Source organism: Thioalkalivibrio sp. ALM2T, from assembly GCF_000381505.1.
Taxonomy (GTDB): domain Bacteria; phylum Pseudomonadota; class Gammaproteobacteria; order Ectothiorhodospirales; family Ectothiorhodospiraceae; genus Thioalkalivibrio; species Thioalkalivibrio versutus.
In genome coordinates this window covers 120,969-134,481 of sequence record NZ_KB906561.1, presented here as the reverse complement: position 1 = coordinate 134,481, position 13,513 = coordinate 120,969, and the positions used below count along the sequence as shown (strand labels likewise).

The following is a 13,513-nucleotide window of genomic DNA, read 5'->3' as shown; positions in this document are numbered from 1 at the left end:
TCAGTTCCCGGGCGAAGAAGGCCGACGCTTTTTTTAACAGCTCCTTATCCTCCTTCAATCGCCGGTTCTCTTCCTCGAGCTGGCGGATCCGCTGCTGTTCCGCCGTCAGCGGCCGACCCTCGCCCAGTTGCCCCGCGCGCTCCGCCTTGAGTTGATCGACCCAGCGCCGAACGGCCGTCTCGCCTAGATCCTGATCCCGGCATACGACCGAGACCTCCAGACCGTCATCGACCACCATCCGGGCCACGCGCTCCTTGTATTCGCTTGAAAAGCTTCGGCGCTTGCGTGCCATGGTTGTTCTCCTCGTCCAGGGGGTTATCGTCCCACCTAACGAGGTGTCCACGGAAATTAGACCAGCACATGGCGCAACCCGGAACCTCGGGCCCCCGAAAGAAGGCAGCGGCGGGGGCGGCCTCCCTGGAGCGCGGGGCTTCCTTGGGACGAGGGGTCTCTTCAGGCACGGGCGCCGGGCCGAGCCAATCACTGGGGGCACCGTAGGGACCATTGTCGATGTCGGCTTCAGGGTGTTGGTCTAACAGGGCCGCGAGAGCGGCATCATGGCATCCAGTGGCATAAGGCCAGGTACGCAATACCTCATCCCCCGGCAGCCGGTAGTAGATGACCCCCTCGTTCACGGCCTCCTCCCGCGCCTGCCGTGATGCTAGGGATTCACGCGGCTCCGCATCCGCAGGTCCTCGGGCCAACGAGAAGAACCGATCCGGCCATCGAAAGAAGTGGATGAGCCTGGCGCCCAAGAGAATCTGTACGCCCAGGACACCCACCAGTGAGGCGATAATCACAGGGCGAAACCCCGGTAAACCGTAGACCTCCAACGCGGCGACCACCGCCATCATGTACGGAATCGCCAGCAGCAGGATCGCCCATACCGGCAAGGCACGGCCCCGACTCCAGAGCAAGGCGGCCAGGATAAGGATAGGGGCAAGCGCAGCCGCCACCAGAACGTAGAACTCCGTCATCGCACTCCCCTTGTCCCAGCGGGGTCGCTTCGCCGGCGACCACCTGTTTCATGTCGGCCACCGGTTCTAACGAACCTCGCAGCCGCCGGACAGACCGTTGTATTGATCGTACTAGTCACGAGAGCTGAGGAGTACAGAAAACAGGGGGGGCACTACACACCGACCGACGGCAGGCCTATGAGCCCGAAGTTCCACTTAGCGGTGTTACAAAGTCATCGCGCATCCGATATGCAGCCGATGACCCCGCCTCAACAAGGTGTTCCAGAATCACCAGCAAAGCCGAACGAACCGCCGGATCAGACTTCAACCTGTGCGGCTCGGAATAAACACGCCTCCGAAGCAGGGATTCCAGCAGAAAAACAGTGTTTCGGTCCGCGAGCATCACATGCGGGTCCCTCGCCGCCAATAAGTCTGCCAAGATCACAAAGGCCCCGGGAAACGAGGCCTCTCCAATGTCATAAAGAAATCGGCAGTACGCCTCGAAAACCACCGCCGAGCACTGCAATCGTTCGGCTAACTGGTCAAGTCGATACCCCTGACCTTCTAGTCTACGCCAATGGCGGACGTCCTCTTTCCAGTACCCCTCGAGGAAAATGGCACCTATCAACTCCTTGCCAGAGCTGAAACGTGAATCGAGCGGCTCGACCCAAGGCGCATGACAGATAGCGTTCGCGAAAGCCTGCCACACGGTCCAGAAGGAGTCCTGCTCGCTAGACCGGTCCGCTTCAACGACAATGTCCCGAACGAAGCTCTTGAGCTTGCTGGGATGCCTTGGAACAGCCGCCAAAAATGGCTCACACACATGCAACGCCTGCTGTTCGTCTAGCTTTAAAGCGAAACGCGCAAGACGCCGGAAAAATTCATGGTTGAACCGGTGATCTCTTTGACCGCGCCGATTGCGATCCTCAGATTCGCGATCCCAATCTTCCACGATTGAGCAGGCGATCCGCCGATGAAACTCGATCGCCAAGGTTGAATCCGGCGAATATCCGAGGATCTGTAGAATGATTTCGGCCGCCTGGATTCCGGTCCAGTGATCCAGATCGATTCTCTCTAGCTCTTCCTGAGGATCACAATCCCAAGAAATGATCGCAGCCCGAACAGTCGGCACGGCTTCGCGGATAATTGAAGCAGTATCCATCTGCTCTTCGAAGGGTTTTTCTCGCTCTTCGGCCAGCCTGCTCGAGATTAGGCGAGCTCGCCACGCAATCGCCGCGGCGCACGCCTTGGAGTAGGCTCCCGGCTCTCTCGTCGAGGCGACTCCGATGCCTTCCGCAGCGTATTCCACGACCTCCTCTACGGCATGGCTCAGCGCCCTCGCGATTGCCTCTTTGATCCGGGTCGCCTGTGTTTCCGAGACATCGTGGGCAAGCAGGCTTGGCAGGACGTAGGCAGCGTGCCTATCGGGCCGGTGCCCCCCGCGCCCACGCCGAACCATATCGATCTCGGTGTCGCAATCTCGCTCCACCTCCCGAACCAGAAGGTTGATGCACCAAGCTCGATCCTCGGCGTTCATCTCTTCCCAATGATCGCGCGCGCAGACAGCCGCGATCACGCCTGGCCCGCCGCGAGCAAATTCCTCAGTTTCCGGCTCTCCATCGCGAGCGCGGGCGCTCGCCAGAAAGGCCTCCCAATCCCGGATATCAAAATCGGAGGACTCCCGCCCTTCCCAAGCCGCGCTTCCCCAATTCAGAAGCGAGAGATCTCGTTCTTGCTGCACTGCAATAGGCGCGTGCCGGTCGACTAGCGCCTGAACATCTGGTTCAAGCTCGCTGGGCTCCAGAAAGACCTTCCGCTCCTTGGGCTGTTCGTCCTCTGCCACACCGTCGGCGTCACCCTCCGAGGCTTCCAAAGACGGCCCTTCCACCGCACGTAACCCCCGCAAGTCCATTCGGTGTAGCGCTAGACGCCACAGACGATGCTCTTCCGACTGTTCCTCGACCGGCGGCAGTGCCGCGCGGTACCCATCAATCAGCGAAAACACCTCCTCGCAACCCTCTTTGAGCTGTAGCTTCAGAGCCAAAGCCTCCAGATCATGCACCCTATGCGGCAGGGCATCAGATTTCTTCCGTTCGTTCTCGTAAATCTCATTGATTCCGAAGCTCGGGAAAATCGCAGACACCGGGAAACGCGATCGCTCCTGTGCCGCGCGGGCACGATCCATCGATATCAGTTCGGGCGCCGACAATAGTGCCAGCCCGGCGCGGCCTGCTTTCTCCGGGTGCGCGTTGCAAACACTCGAAATGACCGACGTCGCCATGACGTTGTTGCTATCTCTTAGGATCTTGAGCAACCAGGACTCAACATCCCCACCTTCCGTATCGCAGATTTGTAGGAGCCATGCCTCTAGTGCCATCAAAGCGGTCTGAAGGACATACGGACCGACTTCATGGCCTCTGTAGAGGCCCCAAAGGCGATGACTCGACCATTGCATTACTGGGGCCTCGCCCGGTATCCCAATCGAGATTTGGTCCGCCGGTTCAAGCTGGTCGTAAGGCCAGAGTTGTTCGCCGTACCATCTGCCAGCGTGGTTCAACAGGTCAATGATGAAATCGACTCCTTCCTGAGGGTGATATCGCAGCAGAGGAAGGAATACGCCACGGATCGAGCTCGCTGGGAACGAATGGAAGTCCGTAAGCTCCTTTATGCCAAACATCGGTTCGATGTTGACCGAGCTTCCGCGACGCCAATCGTCGGGGCCCATGCCTGCCTCTAGGAGTAGGAAGCGCGACTTCGCAAGTCGCATCATTTCCTCGGGAAAATACCGGCACGCGGTCCAGCCATCGATACCGCTCAGGAGAATCTCCGATACCTCGCTTGCTAACTGATCGCGGTCCGCGTTGTCAGATGCTCGTTCGACCAGGACCTTAAATGCGTGCTCATCGCCCCGTGGGATCTTCGCAATCACCATCAGCGTGCGCTCTCGCATTTCATCCATGCGATAGCCGTCGAGATGCTCCAAGAGCTGGAAGCCGATCCTGGCCGCTTCCTCACAGCCTTTCGGTTCCGGGTTGCGCGGCTCAATAGAACTCGAAAAATCTTCTATGAGCCCTAGAAGAATCGGCATCTGTTCAGGTAGGAGTCTGTCAAGACCTCCGACGACAAGTTCAAGCACAGCCGGCCAGGCCTCTCCCGATGCGACTAGCATCTGGGACGGCACTTGACCAAAGTCGCGCAGCCACCAGGGCGAGGTCTTACAAGCAACGCGCATCAGGTGAATCACGCGCACCAGCAGTCGCCCACCGTCCTCGAAAAGAGTCTCGCTGTGCCATTCGAGAAACTCCCGGGCCGAAGGGGATTGCAGCGTGCAGACAAGCGAATCGTCTCGGAAATATGATGGAAGTGCCCTATCCTGGAACACGGACAACACGAAGCTCATCGCCGCCGCTGTGTCACTTCGAAGCAACTCAGCGAGCCACTTTCGATATGCTCGGCGGATAGCGGGATAGCCACCGACATCCTCTGCCAGCGGCCCCGCCACATGCTCATGCAGAATCCAACGCCGACCGAGCCACTGGATAGTCGCCCAGTCCTCAAGCACATCGTGGCCTGGCGCTGCCATGGAACTTATCTCAGGCGGGAAATCAATCAGTCCATCGTTCCGTAGCGACTCCAACGCACCTGCATCCAGGTCTTCAATCCCAACAAACGGACGAAGCTGCCGGGCCCTCCGCAAAGCTACTTCCTCAAACACCCGCTCACGCCTATCCGGCATACCATCTACAGCTGCAGCGTTGCGCCGAATCACCTCTCTCCAACAGCGACTCCGGAACTCTCGTTCATTGGTGGGAAGGACCTCGGTGTCTGACCAATCCATTTGGGCAGCTTTGTCCAAGAGGTAAGGAGAACGCAGCAGGCGCTTCAAGCCCTCATGCCGCAATGCGTTCGACAGATGGGGCATCGAAGTCACGGCCTGGCCAAGTTCCTCATCCGCGAGCGGTGGAACCTCGATCACCTTGAAATCCAGTCCTGCCTGGCCAAGGAGTGCCGAACTCACTGTTTCCAGAGAATAGTCCCGGCAGGTAATCAATAGTCCAACACTGCTATCACTCTGCGTTAGGGTGAGTAGGTCTGCGAAAGCATCTCTCACAGAAGCCTCCAGAAGCCTCTCAACACTATCCACCAGAACTAGCTTCCGGGATTGACCGGCCAAGATTCCTAGCAGTTCGGACGCGTTCGCTCGGACCTGGGCCCGTTGCAGTGTCTGGTCGATATGGCTGACCGAAAATTCTTCTGCCCTGAAAGCCAGGCAGTAGAGGTCCCGATCAAGTAGCTCCATGCAGGCCTTTGCTACTGCCGACTTCCCAAAGCCAGCGGGAGCGGAAATCAGCACAACTTGGCTCTCGTTTAATGCGTCCAGCACTTGATTCGTCAAGGTGCGGCGGGCGATCTCAGCCGATGCCCCAATTGTCGTCTTGATTCCGTTCAGCGTTACTGAACTGTGATCCGACAAGGCGCGTACAACTTCGGCCGAACGGGTATCAATGGGTCCGTGCCGACTGCGTAGGTCCTCCGGCAGATCGGAGTTCCGGTAGCTCGCGGCGGTGGGCATGCCAGCACCAGCCACCTGCAGTAGTTCGCGCCAACTCTCCTCTGCCACAGCCAACGGATTGCCCCCGTTCGCTGTAGCGGCGAGTAGCGACTTGATCCACGCCTCGTTCTGAGCAGAAGCTGTGTTCAGATCGAAGCTGACGACATGCAGAACGGACAGAAACCTCCAGAACTGCTCGTCTGTCGGAGGCGCGCCGGTATCGTCGAGGATTCGCCGGATCGTCGTCGAGTAGTGTCGCGCGGTCTTGGAGAGGAAACCATCGACCTCCAGTCGTCGCATGAAGTCAGTCGGATCCATGGATGCACGCGCACAATCCAAGAGACTGTTGAATCCGTCGAGAAGAGCACTTGTTCCGCGAAGCGTTACCAACGCGAATCGATCCCTATCTGGGTCGAATTCTGGTCCGTTGAAATCCGCCCAGAAGTCACCGAAAGCCTTCTTACAGTCCTCGTTCTTCTCGCTGATCTTGAACTGACGTTTTACTTGAGCTGCAAGCCGACGGAGCACGCCATCTGGCCTCGTGGCAACCACCAAGACATCGTCGGTATTCCACCCAAGATGTTCCGCTTGGAGGTGCACCTCCTCGACTTGGCAATCTTTTAGGACGGGCAACGGGGCCCGAACAAGCAGAAGCGCGAGAAACAGAGCACCTACATTCTGCTCGAAAACTGCCCCACCACCACCGGTGGAGACCGGGCTTGTTGCACTCACACCGCTCATCAACTCCCCTCGTCCCTGCTAAATCGCGTCCATTGAGCCACGAGTGTATGGCAAGCTCTAGCCACCCAGAAGAGTAGCGTTCAATCAGAGTGCACCGCGGGCCGGCAGGCACTTGAAGCAGCTTGGCTCAAGCTCGAAAAATGCTTTGGAACGGCAAGCACGTTGACGAGCTCAATGCAGCCATTTAAGCGAGAATGCCATTGGGGGCGCCCCTAGGAGAACCGAACGGCGGAGTCATTGTTGGGCTACCAATGGATCCAAGCAGCGACCCTGCCCGCCACAAGACAAAAACCCTTCGATGCACAGGGGGAGATCGACTATATGCCGGATGAGCAGGAAGCACTTGAAGATGAAGAGTGGAATCGGGACGGGCTTGCGCTGCCTCCGGACGGCTTCAGTTGCAAGTCGTTCGCCGAGCTGTACGAAGAGGGAGCACTCCAGAGCGCAGGAGCACGCCAATACGGATATGCAGCCAAGATCGGCGTCCTACCTGGATTCGTAGAGGGCGACCCCGAGGCCTGGCGCCTGGTGATGGAAGGAAAATCCGAGTGGGATCCCCGCGAAGACTGAAGCTTCGGGCACTTCGATCTCCCATGGCGCATGGCTGCCGCACATGGCAACCACTCTTACGCCAATCAATTGGGGGACTAATTGGGGGACCGATTAATTCGCCGACCAGGTTTCCCCTTTCAGATCAGCGACTTAATTTTGAAAATGGCGGAGAGTGAGGGATTCGAACCCTCGATGGGCTTTTGACCCATACTCCCTTAGCAGGGGAGCGCCTTCGACCACTCGGCCAACTCTCCGGAAACGCGGCACAGGATAAGGCCTTGGGCCTTCAAATGAAAGGCCCGGAAGGCTGATCGCAGCCTCCGGGCCTTTCGCTTTCCTTACGGGAGGTTCAGTCGTCGCGTGCGCCTGCCGCGGCACCACCCGCCCCAGCACCACCGCCATTGGAGTTCTCGCCGCCGCCCTCACCACTGGCGACGTTCGCTTCACGCTGAATGCGCTGAAAGATCTCTTCGCGATGGACCGCGACGTCCTGGGGTGCATTGATGCCGATGCGGACTTGATTGCCCTTGACCCCCAGGACGGTGACGGACACATCATCGCCGATCATGAGGGTCTCGCCCACACGCCGAGTCAAAATGAGCATGCTCTTCTCCGCAGTGCCTGTGTCGGACGGAGTCGGTCGTCCGGTAACCGTTTTACGGTCTGTCATCCTTAACCGTCCTCCTGTTGACCGACTGGGGTCTGTTCGAGTTCAAACGCATCGTGCAATGCACGCACTGCAAGTTCGAGGTACTTCTCATCTACGACCACGGAGATCTTGATCTCCGAGGTGGAGATCATCCGGATGTTGATGGTTTCGCGCGACAGGGCCTCGAACATCTTGCTGGCAATGCCCGCGTGCGAACGCATACCGACCCCGACCACCGAGATCTTCACGATGTGCGTATCCCCGGAAACCTCGCGGGCGCCCAGCGCTTTCGCGGCCGCCTGCAGGATCTCCAGGGCCTTGTCGTAGTCATTGCGATGAACCGTGAACGTGAAGTCGGTGGAATTATCCGCCCCGACGTTCTGCACGATCATGTCCACCTCGATGTTGGCGTCCGCGATCGGGCCGAGGATGCGATGCGCGACCCCCGGCTGATCGGGGACGCCCTGAACCGTCAGCTGGGCCTCGTTCTGATTGAACGCGATACCCGCAACCAGCGCCTGTTCCACTTGCGCATCCTCCTCCGTGGTAATCAGGGTTCCCGGGCCTTCCTCGAACGAGGACAGCACCCGTAAAGGGACGTTGTACTTGCCGGCAAATTCCACCGCGCGGATCTGCAGCACCTTGGAGCCCAGGCTGGCCATCTCCAGCATCTCCTCGAAGGTGATGCTTTGCAGGCGGCGGGCCGTCGGCACCAACCGCGGATCGGTGGTGTAGACGCCGTCAACATCGGTATAGATGCGGCATTCGTCGGCCTTCAGCGCTGCGGCCAGCGCCACCGCGGTGGTATCCGATCCGCCGCGGCCCAGGGTGGTAATCGCACCTTCCTCGTCCACGCCCTGGAAACCGGCCACGACCACGACGCGCCCGGCATCGAGATCGCCGCGCACCCGGGCATCGTCGATGCTACGGATGCGCGCCTTGTTGTGGGCGCTGTCGGTGCGGATGGTCACCTGCGCCCCGGTGTAGGACCGCGCATCACAGCCCCGCGCCTCCAGCGCCATCGACAGCAACGCGATGGTGACCTGCTCCCCGGTGGACAGCAGCACATCCAGTTCGCGACCGTCCGCGCGCGGATTCAGTGCGTGCGCCAGGCCCAGCAGGCGGTCGGTCTCGCCGCTCATCGCGGAGACCACGATCACCAGCTGATGGCCTTCCTCGCGCAGCTTCAGCGCGCGTTCCGCCACCGCCTGGATGCGTTCGGGCGAGCCCACCGAGGTGCCGCCAAATTTGAGTACCAGCAACGCCATTTCAAGATTCCGTTCCGTGCCCGGTCCTTGCGACCGTCCGGACAGGGCGCACCCCATCCATTAGCGTTTACTTAAGAAGCGGGCATTAAACACTAACTAGCCGCCGCATTAAAGCCCACCGCCCCGGCGCACCCCGCGCATGGCCCCGTCATTGCGAGGCCCCAACGGGGCCGTGGCAACCTCCGTCCAAAACCACCGGATCCCGCCGAACCCTCCGGCACAGGGGCTGCCCGCGGAGATCGCCACGGCGCTACGCGCCTCGCGATGACGGGGATGGACGATCGATCAGGCGCGTTCGCGCACCCAGGCCTCCACCGAGGCCAGGGCCGCGTCCAGCTTGTCCGGGCTCTGGCCGCCGGCCATCGCCATGTCCGGACGGCCGCCGCCCTTGCCGTCGACCTGTGTAGCGACATGGCCCACCAGATCCCCAGCCTTGAACTGGCCGGTCTCGGCCTTGGTCACACCTGCCACCAGGCTGACCTTGCCCTCGCCTGTCGAGGTGCCCAGCACCACCACAGCCTTGCCGAGCTTCTGCTTGAGCTGGTCGACCATGTCGCGCAAGGCCTTGGGCTCCACGCCCTCGACCTTGGCGGCCAGCACCTGGATGCCGTCGACATCCTTGGCCTGGGAGCCGAGGTCGTCGCCGGCCTGGCTGGCCAGCTTGCCCTTCAGCTGCGTGACCTGCTTCTCCAGCTCGCGGGTGCGCTCCTGCAGCTGGGCAACCTTGTCGGCCGCCTCGCCGCGCCCGGCGCGCAGGCGATCGGCGATCGCGTCCAGGTGGCCGATCTGCTGGTCCACCCAGCGCAGGGCGACTTCGCCGGCGACCGCCTCGATACGCCGGATGCCGGCGGCCACCCCACCCTCGGAGGTAATGCGGAACAACCCGATGTCGCCGGTTCGGTCCACGTGCGTGCCACCGCACAGCTCCACCGAGGTGCCGATCTTCAGCACGCGCACGCGATCACCGTACTTCTCGCCGAACAGCGCGACGGCGCCGGACTCCATCGCGGAGTCGATGTCCATGACGTTGGTATCGGTGGCCTCGTTGGCCAGGATCTCGGCGTTCACTTGGGCCTCGATGGATCGCAGCTGTTCGTCGGTGAGCGGTTCCATGTGCGTGAAGTCGAAGCGCAGGCGGTCCGGGTCCACCAGCGAGCCTTTCTGCTGCACGTGGTCGCCTAGCTGATCGCGCAGGGCCTTGTGCAGCAGGTGGGTGGCCGAGTGGTGCCGGCGGATGTTCTCGCGACGCGGGCCTTCCACCGCGGCCTGCAGCGTCTGGCCGCGCTCCAGCGTGCCGGCGCGGACCTGGCCCACGTGGATGTGCGCCGCACCCTGCTTGCGGGTGTCGGAGACCTGGAAGCGCACGCCGGAACCGCTGAGCGTACCGACATCGCCCACCTGGCCGCCGGACTCGCCATAGAACGGCGTGCGGTCCAGTACCACCAGCCCCTCGGCACCGACTTCCAGGCGATCGACGGCCTCGCCATTCTGGTACAGCGCGATCACGCGGCCCTCGTCGTCCACCGTCTCGTAGCCGGAGAATTCGGTCGCGACATCGACCTGCGGCAGGCCGCCGTCGTCCATCGAGAAGTGACTGGCCGCACGGGCCCGTGCACGCTGGCCGGCCATGGCGGACTCGAAGCCCTCCATGTCCAGCTCCAGCTCGCGCTCGCGCGCAATGTCGCCGGTCAGGTCCACCGGAAAGCCGTAGGTGTCGTAGAGCAGGAAGATGGTCTCGCCGGGGATTACCTTGCCCTTCAGGTCGCGAAGGTCGTCCTCGAGGATCTTCATGCCCTTGTCGAGGGTCTCGAGGAACTTGCGCTCTTCCTTCTCGAGCACCTTCTCGACCTGTGCCTGCGCCTCGGCCAGTTCCGGGAACGCCTCGCCCATCGCGCGCACCAGGTCGCCGACGATCTGGTAGAGGAACGCGTCCTGCGCGCCGACCTTGAAGCCATGGCGCGCGGCGCGGCGGATGATGCGGCGCAGCACGTAGCCACGCCCTTCGTTGGAAGGCAGCACGCCGTCGGTGATCAGGAAGGCGATGGAGCGGATGTGATCCGCGATCACGCGCAGCGAGGCAGAATCCTTCTCAGTTGCTCCAGTTACCCGTGCGGCGGCCGCGATCAGGTCCTGGAACAGATCGATCTCGTAGTTGGAATGCACGCCCTGCAGCACAGCCGCCAGGCGTTCCAGGCCCATGCCGGTATCCACGGACGGGCGCGGCAGCGGGTTCAGTGTGCCCTCCGCATCGCGGTCGTACTGCATGAACACCAGGTTCCAGATCTCGATGTAGCGATCGCCGTCCTCGTCCGGCGAACCGGGCGGGCCACCCGCGACCTCCGGCCCGTGGTCGTAGAAGACCTCGGTGCAGGGGCCGCAGGGGCCGGTTTCGCCCATCTGCCAGAAGTTGTCGGAACCGCCGTCAGGGTCGTCGCCGATGCGGATGATGCGTTCGGCCGGAACCTTGATCTCGTCGGCCCAGACCTTGTACGCATCGTCGTCGGTTTCGTAGACCGTGACCCACAGCTTTTCCGGCGGCAGGCCGATGGTGTCGGTCAGGAACTGCCAGCAGTAGTGGATCGCGTCGCGCTTGAAGTAGTCACCGAAACTGAAATTGCCCAGCATCTCGAAGAAGGTGTGGTGACGCGCGGTATAGCCAACGTTCTCGAGATCGTTGTGCTTGCCGCCGGCGCGCACGCAGCGCTGGCTGGACACGGCCCGGACGTACGGGCGCTTCTCGCGGCCGAGAAACACATCCTTGAACTGCACCATGCCCGCGTTGGTGAACAGCAACGTGGGGTCGTTGCCGGGCACCAGCGGGCTGGACGGCACGATCGTGTGTCCGTGCCCTTCAAAGAATTCGAGGAAACTCCGGCGAATGTCGGCGCTTTTCATGCGGTTCCGATAGCAATGGGGTCAAACCCGGAATGCTATCACGCGAGCGCCCCACCCGCGTATTGCCGGGCCCGTCTTCGGGCCATATCGTGGGCGGTCAGCACCCAGCCGATGGGGCATCTCTCAACGGTCAATCGGCCAGAGGGCTGGTCTCCTACAGGAGGGGGTGGTTCCCTTGTAGGAGCGCAGCCCTCTGCGCGATGCGGCGCCGGAAATCCCCTTCGGCCAGAGGACTGGCCTCCTACGGGGATTCGTCCTTCCAGGCGGCAAGGGCCTGGTGGGCGACACCACCGGGGAAGCCGCGGCCCGCGAGGTGCCGAAGATAGCGGGCCTCGTCCTCGCGGGTCCCCGGGGGATGGCGGAAGTGGCGTTCGAGCTGGCCGCGCGCCTGGTCGATCCAGTCGATCTCCAGGGCTTCGATGGCCGCGTTCACGGTGTCGTTGCCGATGCCGTTATGGGCCAATTCGGCGCGGATACGCTGTTCGCCGTAGCCCTGCTCGGTCCGGTGGCGGGCCATGAAGTCCGCATACCGGGTATCGCTCAGGTAGTCGAGCTCGCGCGCGCGTTCCAGCGCGGCGTCCACGGCATCCCGTTCGAAGCCGCGCTCACCGAGCTTGCGAGCCAGCTCCAGACCGGAGTGTTCGCGCCGAACCAGCAACCGCAGGCCCACCTCAAGCGCAGCCTCGGGGTCGGCCGGGTCAGCCTTGCTCCTCGACCGGGGCATCGACCGGCACGTCCTCTACCGTGGCCTTGTTGCGCTTGGGCAGCAGGCGTTCGCGCAGCGTCTTTTCGACTTCCTCGGCGATGTGCGGATTGTCCTTCAGGTACTGCCGGGCGTTTTCCTTGCCCTGGCCGATGCGCTCGCCGTTGTAGCTGTACCAGGCGCCGGCCTTGTCAATCAGGCCTTCCTTCACGCCCATCTCGATGATCTCGCCGACGCGGGAGATGCCCTCGCCGTAGAGGATCTCGAAGTAGGCCTCGCGGAACGGGGGCGCCATCTTGTTCTTCACGACCTTCACGCGGGTCTCGTTGCCGATGACCTCGTCGCCCTTCTTGATCGCGCCGATGCGGCGGATGTCCATGCGCACGGAGGAGTAGAACTTGAGCGCATTGCCGCCGGTGGTGGTCTCGGGGCTGCCGAACATCACGCCGATCTTCATGCGGATCTGGTTAATGAAGATGACCAGCGTGTTGGAACGCTTGATGTTGGCGGTCAGCTTGCGCAGGGCCTGCGACATCAGACGCGCCTGCAGGCCGACGTGGGAGTCGCCCATCTCGCCCTCGATCTCGGCCTTGGGCGTCAACGCGGCCACGGAGTCGACGACCACGACGTCGATCGCGCCGGAACGCACCAGCATGTCGGAGATCTCCAGGGCCTGCTCGCCGGTATCCGGCTGCGAGACCAGCAGGTCGTCCACGTTCACGCCCAGCTTCTCGGCGTAGGTCGGGTCCAGTGCGTGTTCGGCGTCGACAAACGCAGCCGTACCGCCGGCCTTTTGCGCCTCGGCGATCACCTGCAGGGTCAGGGTCGTCTTGCCCGAGGATTCCGGCCCGTAGATCTCGACCACGCGCCCGCGCGGCACACCGCCGATGCCAAGCGCAATATCCAGTGCCAGGGAGCCCGTGGAGATCGCAGGGACGTCCACCGCCTCCTGATCGCCCATGCGCATGACCGCGCCCTTGCCGAATTGGCGTTCGATCTGCCCGAGTGCGGCGGTCAGGGCCTTCTTGCGATTGTCGTCCACGGTATGCCTCCCGATACTTGCTGCGATGGTTTCCGACCCGTTGCCCAAGACGGGGCGGATACGGGGCCGCAGTATCCCACAGGGCGGAGAGCGACCCAACCCGTGATCGTGCAGGGACAAAGGACTTGCGCAAGACACCCGCGGCACCAGAGCCA

8 protein-coding genes and 1 tRNA gene are annotated in these 13,513 nt (G+C 62.0%); 1 reads left to right on the top strand and 8 read right to left on the bottom strand.

All coding sequences use genetic code 11. The features are described from left to right. Positions 1-292: transposase (locus tag F816_RS0108310; RefSeq protein WP_038085621.1), on the bottom strand; the 292-nt coding region annotated here is incomplete at its 3' end. 860 nt (positions 293-1,152) lie between these two features. Then, positions 1,153-6,249 carry a hypothetical protein gene (locus F816_RS0108300; RefSeq protein ID WP_019594344.1) on the bottom strand — a complete coding sequence of 1,699 codons (5,097 nt, stop codon included), beginning with the start codon at positions 6,247-6,249 and terminating at the stop codon, positions 1,153-1,155. A gap of 240 nt (positions 6,250-6,489) precedes the next feature. Here F816_RS0108300 and F816_RS14985 point away from each other — a divergent pair, with 240 nt between their 5' ends. Next, complete coding sequence (locus tag F816_RS14985) at positions 6,490-6,819, top strand: hypothetical protein (RefSeq protein WP_231363393.1); 330 nt, start codon at positions 6,490-6,492, stop codon at positions 6,817-6,819. Between the two features lie 145 nt (positions 6,820-6,964). On the opposite strand, the gene F816_RS0108290 is transcribed toward F816_RS14985, so the two are convergent. From F816_RS0108290 to recA, 6 genes are all read right to left on the bottom strand, one after another. Next, positions 6,965-7,055, bottom strand: a tRNA-Ser gene (locus F816_RS0108290). A gap of 95 nt (positions 7,056-7,150) precedes the next feature. Further along, the gene (csrA, locus tag F816_RS0108285; protein WP_019594342.1) at positions 7,151-7,405 is read right to left on the bottom strand and encodes a carbon storage regulator CsrA; all 255 of its coding nucleotides are present in this window, start codon (positions 7,403-7,405) and stop codon (positions 7,151-7,153) included. 68 nt (positions 7,406-7,473) lie between these two features. Continuing rightward, positions 7,474-8,718, bottom strand: coding sequence for an aspartate kinase (locus F816_RS0108280; RefSeq protein WP_019594341.1), 1,245 nt, complete (start codon positions 8,716-8,718; stop codon positions 7,474-7,476). Between the two features lie 285 nt (positions 8,719-9,003). Next, a complete protein-coding gene (gene alaS, locus F816_RS0108275; RefSeq protein ID WP_019594340.1) occupies positions 9,004-11,613 on the bottom strand; it encodes an alanine--tRNA ligase in 2,610 nt (869 codons plus the stop codon). Between the two features lie 241 nt (positions 11,614-11,854). Beyond that, positions 11,855-12,337: a regulatory protein RecX gene (locus F816_RS0108270; protein WP_026333201.1), complete on the bottom strand. Its 483-nt coding sequence runs from the start codon at positions 12,335-12,337 to the stop codon at positions 11,855-11,857. Continuing rightward, entirely contained in the window at positions 12,312-13,358 is a 1,047-nt protein-coding gene (recA, locus tag F816_RS0108265) for a recombinase RecA (protein ID WP_018144305.1), read from the bottom strand. The genes F816_RS0108270 and recA overlap by 26 nt, the downstream gene beginning before the upstream one ends. Positions 13,359-13,513: the final 155 nt, after the last annotated feature.

Coding starts and splice junctions, on each gene's coding strand:
- F816_RS0108300 (WP_019594344.1), bottom strand. CDS start 6,249: ATGAGCGGTGTGAGTGCAACAAGCCCGGTCTCCACCGGTGGTGGTGGG.
- csrA (WP_019594342.1), bottom strand. CDS start 7,405: ATGCTCATTTTGACTCGGCGTGTGGGCGAGACCCTCATGATCGGCGAT.
- F816_RS0108280 (WP_019594341.1), bottom strand. CDS start 8,718: ATGGCGTTGCTGGTACTCAAATTTGGCGGCACCTCGGTGGGCTCGCCC.
- alaS (WP_019594340.1), bottom strand. CDS start 11,613: ATGAAAAGCGCCGACATTCGCCGGAGTTTCCTCGAATTCTTTGAAGGG.
- F816_RS0108270 (WP_026333201.1), bottom strand. CDS start 12,337: ATGCCCCGGTCGAGGAGCAAGGCTGACCCGGCCGACCCCGAGGCTGCG.